This window comes from Cellulomonas sp. PSBB021 (assembly GCF_002240455.1).
Lineage (GTDB): Bacteria > Actinomycetota > Actinomycetes > Actinomycetales > Cellulomonadaceae > Cellulomonas > Cellulomonas uda.
On sequence record NZ_CP021430.1, the window covers coordinates 1,309,339 to 1,331,235 of the forward strand.

20 protein-coding genes are annotated in these 21,897 nt (G+C 71.9%); 9 read left to right on the top strand and 11 right to left on the bottom strand.

The window, feature by feature from the left end:
- Nucleotides 1–47: 47 nt before the first annotated feature.
- The 3 genes from CBP52_RS05930 to CBP52_RS05940 form a co-directional block, all read right to left on the bottom strand.
- Nucleotides 48–1,400 carry a class II 3-deoxy-7-phosphoheptulonate synthase gene (locus tag CBP52_RS05930; protein ID WP_094180210.1) on the bottom strand — a complete coding sequence of 451 codons (1,353 nt, stop codon included), beginning with the start codon at nt 1,398–1,400 and terminating at the stop codon, nt 48–50.
- Nucleotides 1,397–2,617, bottom strand: coding sequence for a pyrophosphate--fructose-6-phosphate 1-phosphotransferase (locus CBP52_RS05935; RefSeq protein ID WP_094180211.1), 1,221 nt, complete (start codon nt 2,615–2,617; stop codon nt 1,397–1,399). The genes CBP52_RS05930 and CBP52_RS05935 overlap by 4 nt, the downstream gene beginning before the upstream one ends.
- A 186-nt stretch (nt 2,618–2,803) precedes the next feature.
- Nucleotides 2,804–3,598 (bottom strand): 1-acyl-sn-glycerol-3-phosphate acyltransferase, encoded by a 795-nt coding sequence (locus CBP52_RS05940; RefSeq protein ID WP_232514678.1) that lies wholly within the window; start codon nt 3,596–3,598, stop codon nt 2,804–2,806.
- 100 nt (nt 3,599–3,698) lie between these two features.
- Here CBP52_RS05940 and CBP52_RS05945 point away from each other — a divergent pair, with 100 nt between their 5' ends.
- Nucleotides 3,699–4,331 carry a hypothetical protein gene (locus tag CBP52_RS05945; protein ID WP_094180213.1) on the top strand — a complete coding sequence of 211 codons (633 nt, stop codon included), beginning with the start codon at nt 3,699–3,701 and terminating at the stop codon, nt 4,329–4,331.
- A 16-nt stretch (nt 4,332–4,347) separates the two neighbouring features.
- Here CBP52_RS05945 and CBP52_RS05950 read toward each other — a convergent pair whose 3' ends face one another.
- Nucleotides 4,348–5,292, bottom strand: a complete 945-nt coding sequence (locus CBP52_RS05950; RefSeq protein ID WP_094180214.1) for an ROK family glucokinase — start codon at nt 5,290–5,292, stop codon at nt 4,348–4,350.
- Between the two features lie 258 nt (nt 5,293–5,550).
- Between CBP52_RS05950 and CBP52_RS05955 the strand changes: the two genes are divergently transcribed.
- Nucleotides 5,551–7,374, top strand: a complete 1,824-nt coding sequence (locus tag CBP52_RS05955; protein ID WP_094180215.1) for a long-chain fatty acid--CoA ligase — start codon at nt 5,551–5,553, stop codon at nt 7,372–7,374.
- 130 nt (nt 7,375–7,504) lie between these two features.
- Here CBP52_RS05955 and CBP52_RS05960 read toward each other — a convergent pair whose 3' ends face one another.
- Both CBP52_RS05960 and CBP52_RS05965 read right to left on the bottom strand, forming a co-directional pair.
- Complete coding sequence (locus CBP52_RS05960; RefSeq protein ID WP_094180216.1) at nt 7,505–7,738, bottom strand: hypothetical protein; 234 nt, start codon at nt 7,736–7,738, stop codon at nt 7,505–7,507.
- A gap of 70 nt (nt 7,739–7,808) precedes the next feature.
- Nucleotides 7,809–9,176, bottom strand: coding sequence for an NYN domain-containing protein (locus CBP52_RS05965; protein WP_094180217.1), 1,368 nt, complete (start codon nt 9,174–9,176; stop codon nt 7,809–7,811).
- Between the two features lie 130 nt (nt 9,177–9,306).
- On the opposite strand from CBP52_RS05965, the gene CBP52_RS05970 reads away from it, so the two are divergent.
- Nucleotides 9,307–11,217, top strand: a complete 1,911-nt coding sequence (locus tag CBP52_RS05970) for a DEDD exonuclease domain-containing protein (RefSeq protein ID WP_094180218.1) — start codon at nt 9,307–9,309, stop codon at nt 11,215–11,217.
- A 23-nt stretch (nt 11,218–11,240) separates the two neighbouring features.
- Nucleotides 11,241–11,522 (top strand): Lrp/AsnC family transcriptional regulator, encoded by a 282-nt coding sequence (locus CBP52_RS05975; protein WP_094180219.1) that lies wholly within the window; start codon nt 11,241–11,243, stop codon nt 11,520–11,522.
- A gap of 37 nt (nt 11,523–11,559) precedes the next feature.
- On the opposite strand, the gene trpD is transcribed toward CBP52_RS05975, so the two are convergent.
- Together trpD and CBP52_RS05985 are read right to left on the bottom strand one after the other, a co-directional pair.
- Entirely contained in the window at nt 11,560–12,603 is a 1,044-nt protein-coding gene (gene trpD / locus CBP52_RS05980; protein WP_094180220.1) for an anthranilate phosphoribosyltransferase, read from the bottom strand.
- Entirely contained in the window at nt 12,600–13,025 is a 426-nt protein-coding gene (locus CBP52_RS05985; protein WP_094180221.1) for a response regulator transcription factor, read from the bottom strand. The genes trpD and CBP52_RS05985 overlap by 4 nt, the downstream gene beginning before the upstream one ends.
- A 275-nt stretch (nt 13,026–13,300) precedes the next feature.
- On the opposite strand from CBP52_RS05985, the gene CBP52_RS05990 reads away from it, so the two are divergent.
- The 5 genes from CBP52_RS05990 to CBP52_RS06010 all read left to right on the top strand — a co-directional run bounded on the left by CBP52_RS05990 (nt 13,301) and on the right by CBP52_RS06010 (nt 18,278).
- Nucleotides 13,301–13,948 (top strand): heme-copper oxidase subunit III, encoded by a 648-nt coding sequence (locus CBP52_RS05990; protein WP_094180222.1) that lies wholly within the window; start codon nt 13,301–13,303, stop codon nt 13,946–13,948.
- 46 nt (nt 13,949–13,994) lie between these two features.
- Entirely contained in the window at nt 13,995–14,780 is a 786-nt protein-coding gene (locus tag CBP52_RS05995) for a c-type cytochrome (protein WP_094180223.1), read from the top strand.
- Complete coding sequence (locus CBP52_RS06000) at nt 14,777–15,820, top strand: ubiquinol-cytochrome c reductase iron-sulfur subunit (RefSeq protein ID WP_094180224.1); 1,044 nt, start codon at nt 14,777–14,779, stop codon at nt 15,818–15,820. The genes CBP52_RS05995 and CBP52_RS06000 overlap by 4 nt, the downstream gene beginning before the upstream one ends.
- Nucleotides 15,817–17,538 carry a cytochrome bc complex cytochrome b subunit gene (locus CBP52_RS06005; RefSeq protein ID WP_094180225.1) on the top strand — a complete coding sequence of 574 codons (1,722 nt, stop codon included), beginning with the start codon at nt 15,817–15,819 and terminating at the stop codon, nt 17,536–17,538. The genes CBP52_RS06000 and CBP52_RS06005 overlap by 4 nt, the downstream gene beginning before the upstream one ends.
- 110 nt (nt 17,539–17,648) lie before the next feature.
- A complete protein-coding gene (locus CBP52_RS06010; protein WP_094180226.1) occupies nt 17,649–18,278 on the top strand; it encodes a superoxide dismutase in 630 nt (209 codons plus the stop codon).
- Nucleotides 18,279–18,692: 414 nt separating this feature from the next.
- Here the strand turns inward: CBP52_RS06010 and CBP52_RS06015 are convergent, their stop codons facing one another.
- The 3 genes from CBP52_RS06015 to coxB are packed head-to-tail and all read right to left on the bottom strand — an operon-like array spanning nt 18,693 to nt 21,777.
- A complete protein-coding gene (locus CBP52_RS06015; protein ID WP_094180227.1) occupies nt 18,693–19,091 on the bottom strand; it encodes a cytochrome c oxidase subunit 4 in 399 nt (132 codons plus the stop codon).
- Nucleotides 19,088–20,899: a cytochrome c oxidase subunit I gene (ctaD, locus tag CBP52_RS06020; RefSeq protein ID WP_094180228.1), complete on the bottom strand. Its 1,812-nt coding sequence runs from the start codon at nt 20,897–20,899 to the stop codon at nt 19,088–19,090. The genes CBP52_RS06015 and ctaD overlap by 4 nt, the downstream gene beginning before the upstream one ends.
- Entirely contained in the window at nt 20,899–21,777 is an 879-nt protein-coding gene (gene coxB / locus CBP52_RS06025) for a cytochrome c oxidase subunit II (RefSeq protein ID WP_094180229.1), read from the bottom strand. Before coxB ends, ctaD begins: the two co-directional genes overlap by 1 nt.
- Nucleotides 21,778–21,897 lie beyond the last annotated feature (120 nt).

Genomic DNA, 21,897 nt, shown 5'->3' on the forward strand with positions numbered 1-21,897 from the left:
CCCTCCGTCGCACGCGCGCAGCTCAGCGCACGTGGTCAGCGCACGTGTCAGGCCGAGCGCAGCAGCTCGCCCACCTGGAACGCCAGCTCGAGCGACTGCTGGTGGTTCAGACGCGGGTCCACGAGGGTCTCGTACCGTTCCGCGAGCCGCTCGTCGTCGATCTCGACCGAACCCCCGAGCACCTCGGTCACGTCGTCACCGGTGAGCTCGATGAGCAGGCCGCCGGGCACGGTGCCGAGCGCGCGGTGCACCTCGAAGAACCCCGCGACCTCGTCCATGACGTCCGTGAACCGGCGCGTCTTGTACCCGGTCGCGGACGTGATCCCGTTGCCGTGCATCGGGTCGCACACCCAGGTGACCGGGCGCCCGTCGGCCGCGACCTTCTCGACGAGGCCCGGCAGCAGGTCACGGACCTTACCCGCACCCATACGGGTCACGAACGTGATCCGGCCGGCCTCACCGGTCGGGTTGAGCTTGTCGAGCAGAGCGAGCGCGTCGTCCGCCGAGGCGGTCGGGCCGAGCTTCACACCGATCGGGTTCTGCAGGCGCGAGAAGAAGTCGACGTGCGCCCCGTCGAGCTGACGCGTGCGCTCGCCGATCCACACGAAGTGGGCCGAGCAGTCGTACGGCAGGCCCGTGCGCGAGTCGATCCTCGTGAGCGGCCGCTCGTAGTCGAGCAGCAGCCCCTCGTGGCTGGAGTAGAAGTCGACCGTGCGCAGCTGGTCGAAGTCGGCGCCGCACGCCGCCATGAACCGGATGGCGCGGTCGATCTCCGCGGCCAGCACCTCGTACCGCGCGTATGCGGGGGTCTTGGTGAAGCCGCGGTTCCACTCGTGCACCCGCAGGAGCGACGCGAAGCCGCCCGTCGTGAACGCACGGATGAGGTTCAGCGTCGCGGCGGACGTGTGGTACGCCTCGAGCAGCCGCTGCGGGTCCGGCGTGCGCGCCTCGGGCGTGAAGTCGAACCCGTTGACGATGTCGCCGCGGAACGCCGGCAGCGTCACCCCGTCGCGTGTCTCCGTGTCCGACGAGCGCGGCTTGGCGTACTGGCCCGCCATGCGCCCGATCTTCACGACCGGCATGCTCGCGCCGTACGTCAGCACGACCGCCATCTGCAGGATCGTCTTGATCTTGTTGCGGATGTTGTCGGCGGTCGCCTCGGCGAACGTCTCGGCGCAGTCGCCCCCGACGAGGACGAACGCCTCACCCCGGCCCGCGGCCGCGAGCTGGGCGCGCAGCGCGTCGGCCTCGCCCGCGAACACGAGCGGCGGGAGCGACGCGAGCTTGTCGGTCGCGCGCGTCAGCGCGTCCGCGTCGGGCCAGACCGGTTGCTGCACGACGGGCAGTGAGCGCCACGCGTCGAGCCCCTCGACGACCGTGGGGTCGGGGGTGACGCTCACTCGTGACTCGCCGGGACCAGGGGCTGGCCGATGTCCGCCAGCAGCTCACCGAACCAGGGCTGCGACACGTCGAACGCCTTGCCGCCCGCGATGCGCGGGAACTCGATCGCGCGCAGCACGTCGCCGCGCTCCTCGTCGTGCCCGATCACACCGGCCTCGCCGCGCAGCGCGCACTCGACCGCGAGGTCCGTCATCGACTTGATGAGACGCAGGTCCTCGGCGTTCGCCGCAGCGGCGCGCGAGTAGTAGCCCGACTTCTGGACCATGACCTTCTCGGCGCCGAGCTTCTCCGCGAACTGCTTCGCGAACCACTGGCCCGGGTTGATCGTGTCGAGCTTGACGTGGCCGAACGGGTCCCGCTCCGGGGGCGTGCCCGCGGCCGTGAGCTGCTCGACGATCTCGTGCATGCCCGCACCCTCCGACAGGAAGATGTTGACGTTGCCCTGCGCGTCCATGACCGCCTTGAGGCGCTCCGCCTCGGCGTCGATGTCGATCGCGAGCTCGGGCACGAAGACGGCGTGGACGTCCCAGCGCTCACGCGTCAGGCCGATGCCGGGGACCCACTGCTGCTGGTCGAGCCACTTGCGGTACTCGACCGCGGCGGCCGCGGTCAGCCAGCCGCAGTGCCGGCCCATGACCTCGTGCACGATGAGCATGCGGGGGCCGCTGCGGTGCTCGCCGATGATGTTCGCCGCGAAGCCCGCGGCCTCCTCGGCGGCGGTCCAGGCGCCCAGCGACTGACGGATCGGCACCACGTCGTTGTCGATCGTCTTGGGCAGGCCCACGACGGTCAGCCCGTAGCCGTTGTCCGCGAGGTAGGCGGCGAGGTCCGCCGCGGTCGTGTTGGTGTCGTCGCCACCGATCGTGTGGAGCACGTCGACGCCGTCCGCCTTGAGCTGCTCGGCCGCGACCTGCAGCGGGTCCTGGCCCTCGGCGACGAGACCGCGCTTGACGCAGTCCTTGGCGTTCGTCAGCTTGACGCGCGAGTTGCCGATCGGCGAGCCACCGAAGCGGTGCAAGATGCCGGCGTTCTTGCGGGTCTCGGCGTCGACGACGATCTTGTCGCCCCGCAGCAGCCCGTAGTACCCGTGCTCGTACGCGATGATCTCGACGTCGGGCGCGATCTCGGTGTAGCGCTCGATGAGCCCACCGACGGCGGACGAGAGGCACGGGGCGAAGCCACCCGCGGTGAGGAGGGCGACGCGACGGACCGACATGACAGGCACCTTCCGTTGAGCTGCAGGACGACCCTGCGGGAACGCCGCGACCCTAGGCCGCGGCCGCACGGCGCGACCGGGACCTTCTACGGGGGACGGCGGGACTATCGGCTGTACTCGGGGCCGGGCTCACGGGCACGTCCCGCGGCTCGACGACGACCGTGCGCGACGGACGTCCGGCTCATCCTACTGACGGCTCGCCCTCGTCCTTCGGGGGACCGGAACCTGGACGTCGGGCGCGGGGCGACCGCCCGGGGCCGCGGTGCGCGGCTCGGTGTCCGCGGGCTGCGCGTCGGCCACGCCGGCCGCGATGCGCGCCTTCTGCGTGGCCGCGTACACGTCGACGTACTCCTGACCGGACAGGCTCATGATCGCGTACATGATCTCGTCGGTGACCGACCGCAGGATGAAGCGGTCGTTCTCCATGCCCTTGTAGCGCGAGAAGTCGAGCGGCTCGCCCACGACCATGCCGATGCGCATGATCTTGGGGATCGTGCGCCCGAGCGGCTGCGCGACGTTCGTGCCGATCATGGCGACGGGGATGACCGGCGCGCCCGACTCGAGCGCGAGGCGCGCGACGCCCGTCTTGCCGCGGTACAGCCGGCCGTCGGGGCTGCGGGTGCCCTCCGGGTAGATCCCGAACAGGTCGCCCTCCTCGAGGCGGCGCAGGCCGGTGCGCAGGGCGGCCTCCGAGGCCTTGCCGCCACCGCGGTCCACGGGGATCGTCCCGACCCCGCGCATGAAGCCCGCGGTCAGCCGGCCTTTGACGCCGCGGCCCGAGAAGTACTCCTGCTTGCCGATGAACACGAGCTCGCGGTCCAGCATCAGCGGGAGGAAGAACGAGTCGATCACCGCGAGGTGGTTGCTCGCCAGGATCGCCGCGCCCTGGCTGGGGATGTTCTGCTCGCCCCGGATCCACGGCCGGTACACCAGGTGCAGCAACGGACCCACGAAGACCCGCTTCATCAACCAGTAGAACAAGGGTTCACCTTCCTGCACCGTCGGCGGCACCCGCCGCCGGACGACCCTCGGCCGCCCGTGCGGACCGCCAGGACCGCTGGACCGACTCTAGAGTGCTCTCATGGCTGCTCGCTCCGACCGACCCGACGAGCGACCCGACGAGCGACCCGACGAGCATGCGGACGCGCGTCCCGACGGGACGCCCGCGCACCCCTCCGACGACGACGCGACGGGCCGCACCGCGGGGCCGGACCCGGACGCCCCCGTCGCCGACGACGACTGGGCGAGCATCGTCGCGCAGCTCGGCGACGTCGAGACCGCGGCGGAGCGCGCGGCCCGGGGCGGCCTCGACTTCCCGGTGGCACCGGGCGTCGACTCGCCGTTCGACGCCGCGCGTGTCGTCCGCCCCGCTGCGGGCCCAGACACGCCGCGCGACCCGCTCGCCTCCGCCAGCGGACGCGACTGGGACGGCACCTCGCAGTACGACGAGGCCGAGGACGACCTCGACGCGCAGGACGGCTTCGTCCCGCCCGACCCGGGCCCCGTGCTCGGCGGGGACCCGCTCCTCACGATGGCCTGGTTCGCGGCGGCCGGCATGCCCCTGCTCCTGCTCGTCATCCTCATCGCGTGGCGCGACGCCCCCGCCGCGCTCGCCCAGGCGGCGTGCATCGTGTTCGTCCTGGGCGTCGCGGTGCTGGTGTGGCGGATGCCGCAGCGCCGGGAGCGCCAGGACGACGACGGGGCGGTCGTCTAGCCGCCCCGGACCGGCGTCAGAGGCGGGCGAGGTCGGCCGCGCCGACGATGCCCGCGTCGTTGCCCATGGACGCGACGACGATGGTCGCCTCCGGACGGTGCCCGCGCGCCGAGAGCTGGTCCGCGAACCCCTTGCGTGCCGGCTCGAGGACGAGGTCCCCGGCCGCGGCCACGCCGCCGCCGATCACGATCATCGCGGGGTCGAGCAGCGCCGCGACGGACGCCGCGCCCTCCCCCACCCACCGGCCGAGCTCCGCGAGCAGGTGCACCGCGAGCTCGTCGCCCTCCTGCGCCGCCTGCGTCACGTGCGGGCCGACGATCTTCTCGGCCGAACCGCCGGCGAGCTCCAGGATGCGGGTCGCGCGGTCCGGGTGGGCGACCGCGGCCGCCTGCGCGTCGCGCACCAGCGCGCTGCCGGACGCGTACTGCTCCCAGCAGCCCTCGTGCCCGCAGCCGCAGTAGTGGCCGCCGGGCACGACCCGCATGTGGCCGACCTCGGCCGCGACACCCGCGAAGCCACGCACCAGCGCGCCGTTGGAGACCACCGCACCGCCGAGGCCCGTGCCGATCGTCAGGGTCAGCATGTCGTCCACGTCGCGCGCCGCGCCGAACCGGAACTCGGCCCAGCCCGCGGCGTTCGCGTCGTTCTCGACGACGATCTCGACCTTGTCCTCGACGAGCGCGGCGATCCGGTCCCGCAGCGGGTAGTCACGCCACGCGATGTTCGGCGCGAACAGCACACCCGAGCGGTCCGCCGCGACGAAGCCCGCAGCGGCGAGGCCGATCGCGCCGACCTTGTGCTCGACCGCGAGCTCGGCGTACGCGTCCGCGATCGCCGCGTCGATGCTCGCGACGTCGTCGGGCTCGGTGTCACGTCGCGTCTGCGCCAGGATCCGACCCTCGTCGTCGACCACACCGACGGCGATCTTCGTCCCGCCGATGTCCACCCCGATGGCGTGCATGCGTCTCGTGCTCCCGATGAGTGTGTGCTGCGGCCACGGCAGGAGCCGTGGTCGGTGGTGTGCGGCCGCGTGCTGCGAGGCCTCGGCGGACGCGTTGACGGCGCATCCCCGGCGCCCCCACGCTAGCGCCAACCCGCGGGGGGTCGTGCGTGAGTCCGTCCGGGCGACCTCGTGAGGCTAACGCGCGCCGGAGGCCGACCACCTGGACGGACGTCCCGTATCCTCGTCGGACCCGTCGCCACTGCCAATGGAGCCAGAATGGTCGAGTACAGCACACCTCTGCTCGTCGAGATCGCGCCTGACCGCAACCTCAACGACCTGTTCGCCGAGCGCCTCGCCGCGGACCCGGACGGCGTCGTCGTCGAGCACAAGACGGAGCAGAGCGGCCCCTGGATCCCGATCACCGCACGCGAGCTCGACGCCGAGATCGTGGCCGTCGCGAAGGGCCTGGTCGCCAAGGGCGTCGAACCGGGCGACCGCGTCGGCATCATGTCGCGCACCCGCTACGAGTGGACGCTGCTCGACTGGGCGATCTGGGCGGCCGGCGCCATCCCGGTGCCGATCTACGAGACGTCCTCGGCCGAGCAGGTGTCCTGGATCCTCACGGACGCCGACGTCAGCGTGCTCGTCGTCGAGAACGAGGCGAACGCGGCGACGGTCGACGAGGTCCGCGCCGAGGCGCCCGGGCTCCGCGAGGTGCTGACGATCGACGCGGGCGCGATCGAGACGCTGGTCGCCGCGGGTGCCCAGGTCGCCGACGACGAGGTCGCGCGCCGCCGGTCGTCCGCCGAGCTCTCGAGCGTCGCGACCGTGATCTACACCTCGGGCACGACCGGTCGCCCCAAGGGCGTCGAGCTGACGCACGGCAACTTCTACGAGCTCACCGTCAACGCGGTCGAGGGGCTCAAGGAGGTCGTCTCCGACCCGGGCGCGCGCACGCTGCTGTTCCTCCCCATGGCGCACGTGTTCGCGCGGTTCATCCACGTGCTGTGCATCCCCGCGGGCGCGGTGCTCGGCCACTCGTCCGACACGCGCACGCTGCTCGAGGACCTCGGCAGCTTCCGGCCGACGTTCGTGCTCGCGGTCCCCCGCGTGTTCGAGAAGGTCTACAACGGCGCCGAGCAGAAGGCCGCCGCGGGCGGCAAGGCCGCGATCTTCCAGCGCGCCGCCAAGACCTCGATCGTCTACTCGCGTGCGCTCGACGACCCCAAGGGCCCCAGCCCGTGGCTGCGCCTGCAGCACAAGGTCGCCGACGTGCTCGTCCTGCACAAGATCCGGGCGCTGCTCGGCGGGCAGGCACGGTGGGCGATCTCGGGGGGCGCGCCGCTCGGCGAGCGGCTCGGGCACTTCTACCGGGGCGTGGGGCTCAACGTCCTCGAGGGCTACGGCCTCACCGAGACGACCGCGCCCGCCACGGTCAACCTGCCCTCCCGGACGAAGATCGGGACCGTCGGCGTGCCGCTGCCCGGCACGTCCGTGCGCATCGCCGACGACGGCGAGGTCGAGGTCAAGGGCATCCAGGTGTTCCGCGGCTACCACGCCAACGAGGCGGCGACCACGGAGTCCCTCTCGGACGGCTGGTTCCGCACCGGCGACCTCGGCTCGCTCGACGACGAGGGCTTCCTGGCCATCACGGGCCGCAAGAAGGAGATCATCGTGACCGCCGGCGGCAAGAACGTCGCGCCCGCGGTGCTGGAGGACCGGCTGCGTGGGCACCCGCTGATCAGCCAGGTCGTCGTCGTGGGCGACCAGCGCGCCTACATCGGGGCGCTCGTCACGCTCGACCCCGAGGGCGTCCCCGGCTGGCTGACCGCGCACGGCAAGCCCGCCCTCACGCTCGAGGAGGCCGCGCAGGACCCCGACGTCCTCGCCTCGATCGACAAGGCCGTCGCGCGCGCGAACAAGGCCGTCTCGCGTGCCGAGTCGATCCGCCGCTACCGCATCCTCGACACCGACCTCACCATCGCGAACGGGTACCTCACGCCGAAGCTCAGCGTGAAGCGCGCGGTCGTCCTCAAGGACTTCGCGGCGGACGTCGAGGCGCTGTACGACCCGACGACCGGCGGGCACGACGTCGGCTGACGGCGCCGCGCGTCGGGTGCACTGACGACGGGCGGGCGGCGAGGTCCCACGGACCTCCCGCCCGCCCGTCGTCGTCGCAACCCTCGTCGTCGCACCCGTCGTCGTCGCACCCGTCGTCCTGCCTCGCGCGTCAGCCGCCCTCGGCCATGCGCAGCGGCGGCACCAGCCGCAGGTCGGACAACGTGCCCAGGGCCGCCCGCTCCGCCTCGTCGAGCTCGAACGCCGGCGGGCCGACCCGCGCGGCCGCGTCCCCACCGCCGGTGCGCTCGGCGCCGCGCCGGCGGGGCACCTCGAGGACGAACGTGACGACGCAGTCGGCGCAGGCGGCCGGGCGGGCGGTGCACCCCTCGCAGTCGATGATCATGAGCCGGACGCTAGGGCCGACCTCCGACACGCCCGGGACACGCCTGGCGCCCGCGCGTGGCGCCGGTCGCTCAGGCGTGCCGCAGCCGTGCGACGAGCGTGGCCGACGGCACCACGTACGCACCCCGCGCCTCGACGTCGCGCGCCACCTCCTGGTCGCTCGTGACGACGACCACCACACGTCCGGTCGGCTCGGCCTGCACCAGCCGACGGATGAGGTCGTCGGCGATCTCCCCCACCGAGAACCGCACCCGCACGCCGTGGGCGAGCGTGCCCGGTGCGAGCGGCGTCGGGCGACCGTCGAAGCAGCACGTGACCTCCGCCCCGGTGCGCGTCGCGAGGCCCGCGAGGCCGTCGACGAGCATGCGTCGCTGCCGCTCCAGCGTGAGCTCGGCGTACCCCGTCTTCGTGACGTTGTACCCGTCGACGACGAGGTGCGCGCGCGGCTGCCGCAGCAGCTCGTCGAGCAGCCCGGGGTCGTCGACGTGCCGCCCGCGCGACCCCAGCCGCGCGGGGGCAGCCTCCTGCGCCGGTGCGACGAGGTCCGCGGGCAGCTCGCTCGCCGGTGGGAGCGCCAGCTCCGTGCGCAACCCGCTCGCCGCGTCGACGATCGTGTCCAGCAGCAGCCGCACGCGCGCGTCGGCGAGCTTGCGGGCCACCCGCAGCTCCGCGCGCGCCGCGGTCCGCTCCGCGTCGGCCGCTCGTCGCTCGTCACCCGCCACCTCGAGCGCGGTCGCCGCCTCGTCACGCGCGGCACGGGCCTGCGCGAGCTCCTCGGCGGCCTGCTCGAGCGCGCGACGTCCCTCCGCACGCGCGCGGTCGGCGTCCGAGCGGAGCCTGCGCGCCTGCTTGCGCAGCGTGGCCAGCTCCTCGAGTGCGGCGTCGCGCTCGGCACGCACGCGTTCGAGCTCGTCCCGGGCGCGCGCGGCCGCGTCGGGCGGCGTGGCGGGGCCGGTGCGGTGCGGTGCGGTCGCGGTGGACGGCAGCAGCGCGCGCCAGTCGGCGCCCAGCAGCCACGCCCCGGCCGCGGCAGCGAGGGACGGCGCAGGGGCCGCGACGGGCGGCCCCTGCGGCTCACGGTCCTGCTCACGGTCGGGCTCGTGCTCCGGCTGGTCGCCGGGCACGTCGTCGGGCTCGTGTTCCGGCTGGTCGCCGGGCTCGTCGTCCGGCTCGTGGGGTCTCGCGGGCGCGCCCAGCGCGGCCGCGAGGTCCGGGTGCTCACCCGCCCACGTGCGCGCGGCGCGCGAGCGGAAGTGCTCGTCGTCCAGCGCGGACCACAACGGGACGGCACCCGCGGACGCGCGCTTCGCCGGGGCGAACGCCGCGACGCGCCGCAGCGACGGCGGGACCGCGCTCGGGTCGTACCCCGCGAGCGTGCGGGCGGCGACCGCGACGAGCTCGGCCCGCAGCGACGCCGGGACCTGCGCGTCGACCACCATGGCGTCACCCTAGGCCGCGCCTCGGGGGCACGCGCGCAGTCCGCGGGCGCGTCGTCGGGAGCCGACCGGGACGCGACACGCGGCGCACGCCCGGCGGGGCGTGTCGGAGCGCGGGGGTACGGTCCGGGACATGCGCTCGAGCCTGCACCGCCTGCGACCCGTCTGGGTCGGGGACCCGGTGCCGGGACCCGGTGCGACGCCGGGCGCGGGCGGGCCGGCGCCCGTGCAGCTCGCGCTCGACGAGATCGGCACGCCGCTCTCCGAGGTGACGTTCGTGGTCGTCGATCTCGAGACGACGGGCGGCACGCCCGCGGAGTGCGGCATCACGGAGATCGGTGCGGTCAAGGTGCGCGGCGGCGAGGTGCTCGGCGAGTTCCAGACCCTGGTGGACCCCGGCGGCCCCGTGCCCCCGTTCATCCAGGTCCTCACCGGCATCACGTCGTCGATGCTCGTCGGCGCCCCGCCCGTCGAGGAGGTCCTGCCCTCGTTCCTGGAGTTCGCCCGCGGCAGCGTCCTCGTCGCGCACAACGCGCCGTTCGACGTCGGGTTCCTCCGGGCCGCGGCCGCGCGCACGGGTCATCCGTGGCCCGGCTACCGGGTGGTCGACACGGTGCGCCTCGCGCGCCGCGTCGTGACCCGCGACGAGGCCCCCAACCACAAGCTCGGGACGCTCGCGGCACTGTTCGGGGCGCGGGTGACGCCGAACCACCGCGCGCTCGAGGACGCGCGCGCGACGGTCGACGTGCTCCACGCGCTGCTCGGACGCCTCGGCCCGCTGGGCGTCACGCACCTCGAGGATCTCGCGACCGCGACCGACCCGGTCCCCCAGGAGGTCCGGCGCAAGCGCACGCTCGCCGACGGGCTGCCCGACGCGCCCGGTGTCTACCTGTTCCGCGGCCCGAACGAGGAGGTCCTGTACGTCGGGACCTCGACGACGTCGTTGCGCACGCGCGTGCGCTCGTACTTCACGTCGTCGGAGAAGCGTGGTCGCATCCAGGAGATGGTGCGCATCGCCGAGCGCGTCGACCCCGTGGTCTGCGCGACGCCGCTGGAGGCGCGGGTGCGCGAGCTGCGGCTCATCGCCGAGCACTCGCCGCGCTACAACCGTCGCTCGCGGTTCCCCGAGCGGATGCCGTGGGTCCGGCTGACGAGCGAGCCCTACCCCCGCCTGTCCGTGGTGCGCGAGGTGCGCGACGAGCCGGGCGCCGCCTACATCGGCCCGTTCGGCTCGCAGTCGTCCGCGCAGCTCGCGCTCGAGGCGCTGCACGAGTCCTTCCCGGTGCGGCAGTGCACGCGCCGCCTGCCGCTCGTCGCCACCCCCGGCACGTCCGCGTGCGCGCTCGCCGACATGGGCCGGTGCGGTGCGCCCTGCGTCGGCGGGCAGGACGCCACCGGGTACGCGGCCGTCACCGACCGTGTGCGCTCCGCCATGCTGGGCGACCCCGCGCCCGTCGTCGGGGCGCACGCCGAGCGGATCGACGCGCTCGTCGCGCAGCAGCGCTACGAGGAGGCCGCCACCGTGCGCGACCGGCTGGGCGCGTTCCTGCGCGGTGCCGCTCGCGCGCAGCGGGTCGGCCCCGTCGCGCGGTGTGCCGAAGTGGTCGCGGCGCGCCGCAGCGACGACGGGGGCTGGGAGATCGTCCTGGTCTGCCACGGCCGGCTCGCCGCGACGGCCCGCGTCGACCGCGCCACGGACCCGCGGCCCACCATCGCGACGCTGCGCGCCACCGCCGAGCACGTCCCGGCACCTGTGCCCCCGGCGGCAGCCGCGCACCCCGAGGAGGCAGACCTCGTGCTCGACTGGCTCGAGCGTCCGGGCGTCCGCATCGTCGACGTCGTGGGCGTCTGGGCGCTCCCGGTGCGCACGGCGCTCGGCGACGTCGAGCCGGCGGCCGCGATCGCCGCGCACGCCGCCGCGGTCGCGGGCCACGACGTGGCGAGCGCCGAGGTCGCTCTGCGGCCCTCCGCCGACGGCACGACGCCCGTGGACCTCGCACGCGCGGTGGCCGACGCGCCGGGCGTGATGCCGCGCACGGCCTGACCGGTGCGCGGCATGATGGCGCCATGCTGACCGCCATCGTCCTCATCGAGACCGACGCCGCCCGGATCCCCGAGGTCGCCTCGCAGATCGCCGACATCCGCGGCGTCAGCGAGGTCTACTCGGTGACCGGCGAGGTGGACCTCATCGCCCTCGTCCGCGTGCGCGAGCACGACGACCTCGCCGACGTCATCGCCGACAGGGTCAGCAAGGTCGAGGGCGTGCTGCGCACGCAGACCTACATCGCGTTCCGCACCTACAGCCAGCACGACCTCGACCAGGCGTTCGCGCTGGGGCTCGAGGACTGACGCCGCCCGGCGCTCCCCGGTCGCGTCTGCCGCGTGATCAGGCGCTCGCGCGCCGCCAGCGCTCCAGCGACTCCCGCGCGGCCCCCGAGTCGACGGACGCGCGTGCGTGCTCCACGCCCGCGGTCAGACGCTCGAGGAGCGTGCCCTCGCCCGTCCCGGGCAGCGTGCCGTCCGCGACGAGCGCGGCCGCCGCGTTGAGCAGCACGGTCTCGCGCACCGGTCCCGGCGCGCCGTCGAGCAGTGCACGGGCGACGCCGGCGTTGTAGCCCGCGTCGGCGCCGCGCAGCTCCGCCAGCTCGACGCGCGCGACCCCGAGGTCAGCCCAGTCGACGACGTGCTCGACAACCTCACCGTCGGACACGTGCCAGATGCGGGTCGGGGCCGTCGGGGCGATCTCGTCGAGGCCGTCCTCGCCGCGGAACACGAGCGCGCTGACGCCGCGACGCGCGAGCACGCCCGCGATGAGCGGCCCCATCCGCCCGTCCCCGACGCCGATCGCGGCCGCCGGTGGCTGCGCCGGGTTCGTCAGCGGACCGAGGAAGTTGAAGGCCGTGGCGATGCCCAGACCGGCGCGCGCCACGGCGGTGTGCCGGAAGGACGGGTGGAACACCTGCGCGAAGCAGAACGTGATGCCCGCCTCGGCCGCGATCTGCGCGACGCGCTCGGGCGTGTGGTCCAGGCGGATCCCGAGCTGCTCGAGGACGTCCGCGGAGCCCGACGAGGACGACGCGGCCCGGTTGCCGTGCTTGACGACGCGCAGCCCCGTGCCCGCGATGACGAGGGACGCCATCGTCGAGATGTTGACGGTGTGCGCGCGGTCGCCGCCCGTGCCGACGATGTCGACCGTCCGGCCGGGCACCTCGATGCGGTGGGCGTGCGCGAGCATGGTCTCGGCGAGCCCGGTGAGCTCGTCGACGGTCTCACCCTTGGCCCGCAGGCCCACGAGGAACCCCGCGATCTGCACCGGCGACGCCTCGCCGCGCATGATCTCGTCCATCGCCCATGACGCCTGCTGCGCGGTGAGGTCCTGACCGGCGACGAGACCCGTCAGGAGGTCCGGCCACGTGGCGGCGGGGCTCATCCGGCGACGGCCTGCGCGGCGAGCAGCTCGACGACCGTGCGGTGCAGCTCCAGCGGGTCGAGGGGCCGGCTGACGGTCGCGTCGGCGTTCGACCACGACGCGAGCCACGCGTCCTGCGGGCGGCCGGTCAGCACCAGCACCGGAGGGCAGCGGTAGACCTCCTCCTTCAGCTGGCGACCCAGACCCATGCCGCCGAGCTTGTCGGCCTCGCCGTCGAGCACGAGCAGGTCGACGCCGCCGGCCTCGGTCGCGGCGACGACCGCCGCGGGGGTCGCGGTCTCGATCCAGTCGATCGCGGGGGCCCCGTGCTGCAGGCGCGGACCGAGCGCGAGCCGCACCTGGGCGCGCACGTCCACGTCGTCGCTGTAGAGGACGATCCGCGGTCCGGGGGTCGCGGCGGCCTGGTCCTGGGCGGTGCTCATGGTGCTTCCTCACTCGTCGTCGACGTGCGTCGAACGCATCTTGGCACGGCGTGACGCGGGACACGACGACCCCGGCGGGGCGGCGGGCGCCCGGACCGGCCCGCAGGTCCTCGCGAGACCCCGTCGCCGCCTGTTCACCGGGTCCGCACGGGACGCGCGCAGCGGCTCCACCGGACGGACGCACGGCCCGACACGCCGGGAGTTCATGACGATGTGACATTTACCGCCCGCCGCGCCTGGGCCCAATGACCCATGCGGACGCCGCATCGGCCATAATGGCCAGCGTGTCGACCGCAACGGCTGCCCCTCGCTCTGCCCCCCACGTGAGCGTCAACCGACCGAACCCCGTCTCGGTCGGCACGATCGTGTGGCTCGCCAGCGAGCTCATGTTCTTCGCCGGACTCTTCGCCATGTACTTCACCGTGCGCGCTGCCGTGCCCGAGGAGTTCGCGGAGCAGACCGCCAAGCTCAACCTCACCTTCGCGGCGATCAACACGACCGTCCTGGTGCTGTCGTCGGTGACGTGCCAGATGGGCGTGTGGGCCGCCGAGCGCTTCCAGCCCGTGCGGAGCGGCTCGCTCCTGCAGGTCAACCGCTGGGGCATGAACGAGTGGATGACGCTCACGTACCTCATGGGCGCCTTCTTCATCGGCGGCCAGGTCTTCGAGTACGCCGAGCTGGTGCACGAGGGCCTGACGATCTCGTCCAGCGCCTACGGCTCCGTGTTCTACCTGACGACCGGCTTCCACGGCCTGCACGTCGTGGGCGGCCTCATCGCCTTCCTGTTCCTGCTCGGCCGCTCGTTCTCGGCCAAGCGGTTCGGGCACCACGAGGCGACGACGGCGATCGTGACCTCGTACTACTGGCACTTCGTCGACGTCGTCTGGATCGCGCTGTTCGCGGTCATCTACCTGCTGCGCTGACGCAGCACCGCCCCTGCCCCCTTACTTGCGAGACGAGGATCGATCCGTGAAGGCACTCGCAGCCCGCAGGCACGACCGGCGCGCACCGGCCTTGCTGCTCCTGCTGGCGCTGCTGCTGGTCGGTGCGGTGTACGCCGTGGTCGCCCCTTCGTCGGCCCAGGCCGCCACGAAGACCGCGACCGCTGACGACATCGCCGCCGGCGAGAAGCTGTTCCAGGCCAACTGCTCCACCTGCCACGGACCGTCCGCGGCCGGCACCGACAGCGCACCGTCGCTGATCGGCGTGGGCGCCGCCGCCGTCGACTTCCAGGTCGGCACCGGTCGCATGCCGATGCAGATGAGCGGCCCGCAGGCCCAGGCGAAGCCCGTGCAGTTCACGGACGAGCAGATCGCGCAGCTCGCGGCCTACGTCGCGTCGCTCGGCGCGGGCCCGTCCATCCCGACGTCCGAGATGGTCGACCCCGCGCTCGGCGACTCGGCGTCCGGCATGGCGCTCTTCCGCACCAACTGCGCGATGTGCCACAACGCCATCGGCGCGGGCGGCGCGCTCTCGCAGGGCAAGTTCGCCCCGAACCTGTGGGGCACGACGCCGACGCACCTGTACGAGGCGATGCTCACGGGTCCGCAGTCGATGCCGGTGTTCAACGACGCCAACCTCACGCCCGAGGAGAAGCGCGACATCATCGCGTTCATCGACGAGCAGGGCAACGGCTCCCCGGGCGGTCTCGACCTCGGCTCGCTCGGCCCCGTGAGCGAGGGCCTGTGGGCCTGGGTCGTCGGCCTCGGCCTGCTGCTGGGCCTCTCTGTCTGGATCGGAGCGAAGTCCTCGTGAGCACCCCCCACGACTCCCACCAGGAGCTCAGCGTCCCCGGCGGTCAGGCTCAGCCGCCCGCGCGGTTCGAGAACCCCGGGCTGCACGAGCACAAGCCGCGTCAGGCGGACGTGGACCCCCGGGTCACCAAGCGCGTCGAGCGTCAGGTCCTCCTGCTGCTCACGCTGTCGATCCTCGGCACGATCGCCGTCGTCTGGGCGTACTTCGCGCTCCCCCCGGGCGACACCGTGGGCTCGATGCGGCTGTCGAACCTCGTGCTGGGCGTCGGCCTCGCCGTGTGCCTCCTCGGCATCGGCATCGGTGGCAACTACTACATCAAGCTCCTCATGAGCAACCGCGAGTACGTCGAGGAGCGGCACGAGATCCGCTCGTCCGACGAGACCCGCGAGATCGCCGTCCAGATGCTCAAGGACGGCGGCGAGGACTCCGGCCTGACGCGTCGCGGCGCGATCATCGGCGCAGGCGTCACCGCGCTCGCCCTGTTCCCGCTGTCCCTCCTCGTCCCGCTGATCGGCAACGTCGGCGAGGACTGGAACGTGCGCAAGTTCAAGCACACGATCTGGAAGAAGGGCACGCGCCTCGCGACCGACCCGACCGGCCGCCCGATCAAGGCGTCGGACGTGACGATCGGCGACGTCTGGCACGTCATCCCCGAGAGCCTCGAGGACCTGCACGAGGGCAAGCTCGACGAGAAGGCCAAGGCCGTCGTCCTGCTCGTGCGGCTCGACCCGCGCGACCTCAAGTCCGACCAGTCGCCCGAGGGCGAGACCTGGTCGCACGACGGCATCGTCGCCTACTCGAAGATCTGCACGCACGTCGGGTGCCCCGTGGCGCTGTACGAGCAGCAGACCCACCACCTGCTGTGCCCGTGCCACCAGTCGACGTTCGACGTGGCGGACAGCTGCAAGGTCGTCTTCGGCCCCGCGAAGCGTCCCCTGCCGCAGCTGCCGATCACCGTGGACGACGAGGGCTACCTCGTCGCGCAGGGCGACTTCGCCGAGCCCATCGGCCCGAGCTTCTGGGAGCGTGCGACCAAGTGAGCGACCTCAAGACGGCCCCGTCCCGCGGCGCGAAGGCCGCGGGAGCGACAGCGGACTACCTCGACCAGCGCACCGGCGTCGGCAATGCGGTCAAGTTCTTCGCGCGCAAGGTGTTCCCGGACCACTGGTCCTTCTTCCTCGGCGAGATCGCGCTCTACAGCTTCGTCACGCTGCTCATCTCGGGCGTGTTCCTGACGCTGTTCTTCGTGCCGAGCATGGCCGAGACGCACTACGAGGGCCCGTGGCCCTCGATGAACGGCGTGGAGATGTCCGAGGCGTTCTCCTCGACGCTGCGCCTGTCGTTCGAGGTCCGCGGCGGTCTGCTCATGCGGCAGATCCACCACTGGGCGGCGCTGATCTTCATGGCGTCGATCGTCGTCCACATGTTCCGCGTCTTCTTCACGGGCGCGTTCCGCAAGCCGCGTGAGATCAACTGGGTCGTCGGCTTCGTGCTGCTGATCCTGGGCCTCGCGGCCGGGTTCTCGGGCTACTCGCTCCCGGACGACGTCCTGTCCGGCAACGGCCTGCGCATCACCGACGGCGTCGTCAAGGCGATCCCGATCATCGGGTCCTACCTGTCGTACTTCATCTTCGGCGGCGAGTTCCCGGGGACCGACCTGATCCCCCGCCTGTTCACCGTGCACATCCTGCTGGTGCCGGGCCTGATCCTCGCTCTCATCGGCCTGCACCTGTTCCTCATGGTGATGCACAAGCACACCCAGTACCCGGGCTCGGGCCGCAGCAACACCAACGTGGTGGGCTACCCGGCACTCCCGGCGTACGCCGGCAAGCTGCTCTTCAACTTCTTCGTGGTGTTCGGCGTGATCGCCCTCATGGCGGGCACGATGTCGATCAACCCCGTGTGGAACTACGGGCCGTACGACCCGTCCCCCGTGTCCGCGGGCGCCCAGCCCGACTGGTACATGCTGTTCCTCGAAGGGTCCCTGCGACTGATGCCGGGCGGCACCGAGATCATGCTCGGCAGCTACACGCTGAGCCTGAACGTGATCATCCCGGCGATGATCGTGCCGGGCATCCTGTTCACGCTCCTGGGCGCGTACCCGTTCATCGAGGCGTTCGCGACCGGCGACAAGAGCGAGCACCACGTGCTGGACCGCCCGCGCAACCGCCCGTTCCGTACGGCGTTCGGTGTCTCGCTCCTCGTCGCGTTCGGCATTCTCGTGCTGGCGGGCTCGAACGACCTCATCGCGACCCACTTCCACATGTCGATCAACGACATCACGTGGGCGTTCCGGGTGCTGATCTTCGTCGGCCCGTGGCTCGCGTTCCTGATCACCAAGCGGATCTGCCTCGGCCTGCAGCGCAAGGACCGTGAGCTCGTGCTCCACGGTCACGAGACGGGTCGCATCGTCCGCTACGCGTCGGGTGAGTACATCGAGGTCCACAAGCCGCTCGACGCGCACGAGCGCTGGCTGCGGGTGCAGCACGAGGCCATCCGCCCGCTCGAGATCGAGCCGGCCGAGGACTCGCGCGGCGTGCGTCGCAAGGGCTACAAGGCGGACCGTCTGCGGCAGCGGCTCTCGCAGCTGTTCTACGAGGACCGGGTCGAGCCCGTCACACCTGCCGAGCTCGCCGCGGCCCACGCCGCGCACGGCCACCACGACGACCACGCCGTCGAGACCCCGCACGGGGTCCCCGCGCAGGTCGGCGCCGGGGCTCCAGCATCCGAGACGGCCGCCGACGAGCGGAATCACTGATCCCGGACCAGAGTTGACCGGGTCGGGCGGCTCGCCACTCCGGCGGGCCGCCCTACTCGTACCCAGCGGGAGCCACTCGCCCCCGCGCGACGCAGGAGAGGTACTCACGCATGGCTGACTACACGCTTCCGGACCTGCCGTACGACTACGCGGCGCTCGAGCCGCACATCTCCGGCCGGATCATGGAGCTGCACCACGACAAGCACCACGCCGCCTACGTCACCGGTGCCAACACGGCGCTCGAGAAGCTGGCCGAGGCTCGCGAGTCCGGTGACCTCGGTGCGGTCAACCTCCACGAGAAGAACCTCGCGTTCAACCTGGGTGGGCACGTGAACCACTCGGTCTTCTGGCAGAACCTGTCCCCCGAGGGCGGCGACAAGCCGACGGGCGAGCTCGCGGCAGCCATCGACGAGTTCTTCGGGTCCTTCGACGGCTTCCAGAAGCACTTCGCCGCCAACGCCGTGGGCATCCAGGGCTCCGGCTGGTCGATCCTCGGTTGGGACTCGATCGGGCAGAAGCTCGCGATCTTCCAGCTCTACGACCAGCAGAGCAACTTCCCGCTCGGCCTCGTCCCGATCGTGGTGCTCGACATGTGGGAGCACGCGTTCTACCTGGACTACGTCAACGTCAAGGCGGACTACGTCAAGGCGTGGTGGAACATCGTCAACTGGGCGGACGCCGCGTCGCGCTTCGAGCGCGCCCGCTCGCAGACCTCGGGCCTCATCGTCCCGGCCGTCTGACACCCTCCCGCCGAAGGCCGTCACGCCCTGCGTGGCGGCCTTCGGCATACCCGCACACCCCTGGCCGCGTCCGCAGCGACGCGCAGACGCAACGACCCCGCGATTCCTCCGGGCAAGCGGCCGGTAAGCCGGAGCAACCACGGGGTCGGCACACGCCGCATCACGACCCCGCGGACCCTCCGGGTTACGGACCGCAGAGCCGGAGTAACCACGGGCTCGGCAGCACGCCGCGCGACGACCCCGCGGATCCTCCGGGTGACGGACCGCTGCGCCGGAGCAACCACGGGGTCGGCAGCACTCCGCGCCGTGGCACCGCGGACTCGCAGGGTTCGACGGAGAGACGACGAGGCCCGGCCGGCTGTGCCGGTCGGGCCTCGTGAGCTGTGGTGTGCTGTCAGTGCACGTGGCTGGAGGTCAGTGCGCGTGCTGTCCGCGGGAGAACTCGAACACCCAGCCGACGAGCCCGACCACGCCGACCGCGACCCCGATGAAGACGAGCCACCAGCCGACCGCGAGGCCGAGGAACACGATCGCGGACGCGGCACCGATCGCGAGCGGCCACCACGACCACGGGGCGTACACGCCCTGGTCGCCGGCGCCCTGCTCGATCTCGCCGTGCTCGTCGTCCTCGGGGCGCGGGTCGATGCGGCGGGCGAGGAGCGCGAAGTACGCGCCGATCATGCCCACGAGGCCACCGACGAGCGGGATGGCGACGGTACCGACCGGCTCACCGTCGCTCCACAGCGCGTAGACGAGCCCGACCGGGACGAAGAACGCGATCCCGTAGCCGAAGAGCTTGGCCTCGAGCTTCACTTCGTCCCCTCCTCGTTCGGGTTGGTGCGCGGCTCGTCGACGATCTCGGTCGTGGACTGCTCGGGCTCACCGGTGCCGTTGGCGACACGCTCGGCGGCCGTGCTGGTCTCACCGGTGCGCTGGGCCTCCCAGTCGAGCGGACCCGGGTCGGGCTCGACGAAGTCCATCGCGGCGACCTCGGGGTGGTGCAGGTCGAACGCGGGGCGCTCCGAGCGGATGCGCGGCAGCGAGGTGAAGTTGTGCCGCGGCGGCGGGCAGGACGTGGCCCACTCGAGCGAGGCGCCGAAGCCCCACGGGTCGTCGACGGTCACCTTCGGCGCGTTGCGCGCGGTGGTGTAGACGTTCCAGAAGAACGGCAGCATCGAGGCGCCGAGGATCACCGCGCCGACGGTCGACAGCTGGTTCATCCACGTGAACCCGTCCGCCTCGGCGTAGTCCGCGTAACGACGCGGCATGCCGACGACGCCGAGCCAGTGCTGCACCAGGAACGTCGTGTGGAAGCCGATGAACAGCGTCCAGAAGTGGATCTTGCCCAGGCGCTCGTCGAGCATCTTCCCGGTGAACTTGGGCCACCAGAAGTAGAAGCCCGCGAACATCGCGAACACGACGGTCCCGAACACCACGTAGTGGAAGTGCGCGACCACGAAGTACGTGTCGGACAGGTGGAAGTCGAGCGCCGGGCTGGACAGGATGATGCCCGTCAGACCGCCGAACAGGAACGTCACGAGGAAGCCGATGGTCCAGAGCATCGGGGTCTCGAACGTGAGCTTCCCGCGCCACATCGTGCCGATCCAGTTGAAGAACTTCACGCCGGTCGGCACCGCGATCAGCATCGTCATGAACGCGAAGAACGGCAGCAGGACCGACCCGGTCACGTACATGTGGTGGGCCCACACGGTGACGGACAGCGCGGCGATCGCGATGGTCGCGTAGACGAGGCCCTTGTAGCCGAAGATCGGCTTGCGGCTGAACACCGGCAGGATCTCGGTGACGATGCCGAAGAACGGCAGGGCGATGATGTAGACCTCGGGGTGCCCGAAGAACCAGAACAGGTGCTGCCAGAGCAGCGCGCCGCCGTTGTCCGGGTTGAAGACCTGCGCGCCGAGGCGGCGGTCGGCACCCAGCGCGAACAGCGCGGCGGCCAGCGGCGGGAACGCCATGAGCACGAGCAGCGACGTCACGAGGGTGTTCCACGTGAAGATCGGCATCCGGAACATCGTCATGCCGGGCGCGCGCATCGTGACGATCGTGGTGATGAAGTTGACCGCACCGAGGATGGTGCCGAAGCCACCGAGCGCGAGGCCGAACACCCACAGGTCACCGCCGAGCCCCGGCGAGTACACGGTGTTGGACAGCGGCGCGTAGGCGAACCAGCCGAACGAGGCGGCGCCCTGCGGCGTGAGGAAGCCGGCGGCGGCGATGAGCCCGCCGAAGAAGAACAGCCAGAACGCGAACATGTTCAGGCGCGGGAACGCCACGTCGGGCGCGCCGATCTGCAGCGGCATGATGACGTTCGCGAAGCCCGCGAACAGCGGCGTCGCGAACAGCAGCAGCATGATCGTGCCGTGCATCGTGAACGCCTGGTTGTACTGCTCCTTGGACTGGAACAGGTCCATTCCCGGCGTGAAGAGCTCGGCGCGGATCAGCAGCGCCAGCAGGCCTCCGACGATGAACCACACGAAGCTCGTGATCAGGTACATGTACCCGATCGTCTTGTGGTCGGTGGAGGTGACCCACTTGACCACGGTGCGACCGAGACCCTGGCGCGACGGCGCCAGGCCCGGGATGTTCTCCACGACCGCGGCCATCAGTTCTCGTCCTCCTGCGTCGCGCTGTTCAGGTCCTGCTTGCGGCTGTACTCGAGCCCGAGCGCACCGGTCTGCCCCTTGGCACGGAGCTCGTCGATGTGCGCGTCGTACTCCTCGCGCGAGACGACCTTGACGTTGAAGAGCATCGAGGAGTGCTCCTCGCCGCAGAGCTCGGCGCACTTGCCGCGGTAGAGGCCCTCCTGCTGAGGCGTGACCTGGAAGTGGTTGGTCTTGCCCGGGATCATGTCCAGCTTGTAGAGGAACGCGGGGACCCAGAACGAGTGGATGACGTCGCGCGAGTCCAGCGTGAACTCGACGGACTCGCCGACGGGCAGGTAGAGCGTGATCTGGTCGTCGAGGACGCCCTCGGTCGTGCCGACGTTCTGGGCGTGCTGGCCCGTGTCGTACACGTCGTCGTCGAGGTAGTTGAAGTCCCAGCTCCACTGCTTGCCGATGGCCTGCACGTGCACGTCGGCCTCGCCGGACGTGTCGGTGATCTCGGTCATGTCGCGGTTCGTGAAGAAGAACAGCACGCCGACCATGACGATCGGGAGGATCACGTACATGATCTCGAGCGGCACGTGGTAGCGGAGCTGGACGGGCAGCACGTCGTCCGACTTGCGCTTGCGGTACACGGCGACGCACCAGAGCATCAGGCCCCACGTGATGAGGCCGACGACGAGCGCCGCGATCCACGAGCCGACCCACAGGTCGGTGATGCGGCCCGTCTGGTTCGTGACCTCGGCGTCAGAGCTGCCGGGCAGCCAGCCGCGCTCGACCTGCTCGGAGCATCCGCTCAGTGCGACAGCTGCGACGGCCGCGATGCCTGCCCACTTCAGGGCCGGGCGCCGCGTCCGGCGGGGGGTTTCCGGGTGCAACGGGGGACCTCTCGCTCGCGTCCCCGATCCGCGGCGCCCGCGAGGGCGTCACGCACCTGGGACCTTCGTCCTCGACTCGTGCAGCCTAGCGCGCGAACCGCCCTGCTGGTCGCTCGCGGC

Coding starts and splice junctions, on each gene's coding strand:
- CBP52_RS05935 (WP_094180211.1), bottom strand. CDS start 2,617: ATGTCGGTCCGTCGCGTCGCCCTCCTCACCGCGGGTGGCTTCGCCCCG.
- CBP52_RS05945 (WP_094180213.1), top strand. CDS start 3,699: ATGGCTGCTCGCTCCGACCGACCCGACGAGCGACCCGACGAGCGACCC.
- CBP52_RS05950 (WP_094180214.1), bottom strand. CDS start 5,292: ATGCACGCCATCGGGGTGGACATCGGCGGGACGAAGATCGCCGTCGGT.
- CBP52_RS05955 (WP_094180215.1), top strand. CDS start 5,551: ATGGTCGAGTACAGCACACCTCTGCTCGTCGAGATCGCGCCTGACCGC.
- CBP52_RS05960 (WP_094180216.1), bottom strand. CDS start 7,738: ATGATCATCGACTGCGAGGGGTGCACCGCCCGCCCGGCCGCCTGCGCC.
- CBP52_RS05965 (WP_094180217.1), bottom strand. CDS start 9,176: ATGGTGGTCGACGCGCAGGTCCCGGCGTCGCTGCGGGCCGAGCTCGTC.
- CBP52_RS05970 (WP_094180218.1), top strand. CDS start 9,307: ATGCGCTCGAGCCTGCACCGCCTGCGACCCGTCTGGGTCGGGGACCCG.
- CBP52_RS05975 (WP_094180219.1), top strand. CDS start 11,241: ATGCTGACCGCCATCGTCCTCATCGAGACCGACGCCGCCCGGATCCCC.
- trpD (WP_094180220.1), bottom strand. CDS start 12,603: ATGAGCCCCGCCGCCACGTGGCCGGACCTCCTGACGGGTCTCGTCGCC.
- CBP52_RS05985 (WP_094180221.1), bottom strand. CDS start 13,025: ATGAGCACCGCCCAGGACCAGGCCGCCGCGACCCCCGGACCGCGGATC.
- CBP52_RS05990 (WP_094180222.1), top strand. CDS start 13,301: ATGGCCAGCGTGTCGACCGCAACGGCTGCCCCTCGCTCTGCCCCCCAC.
- CBP52_RS06010 (WP_094180226.1), top strand. CDS start 17,649: ATGGCTGACTACACGCTTCCGGACCTGCCGTACGACTACGCGGCGCTC.
- ctaD (WP_094180228.1), bottom strand. CDS start 20,899: ATGGCCGCGGTCGTGGAGAACATCCCGGGCCTGGCGCCGTCGCGCCAG.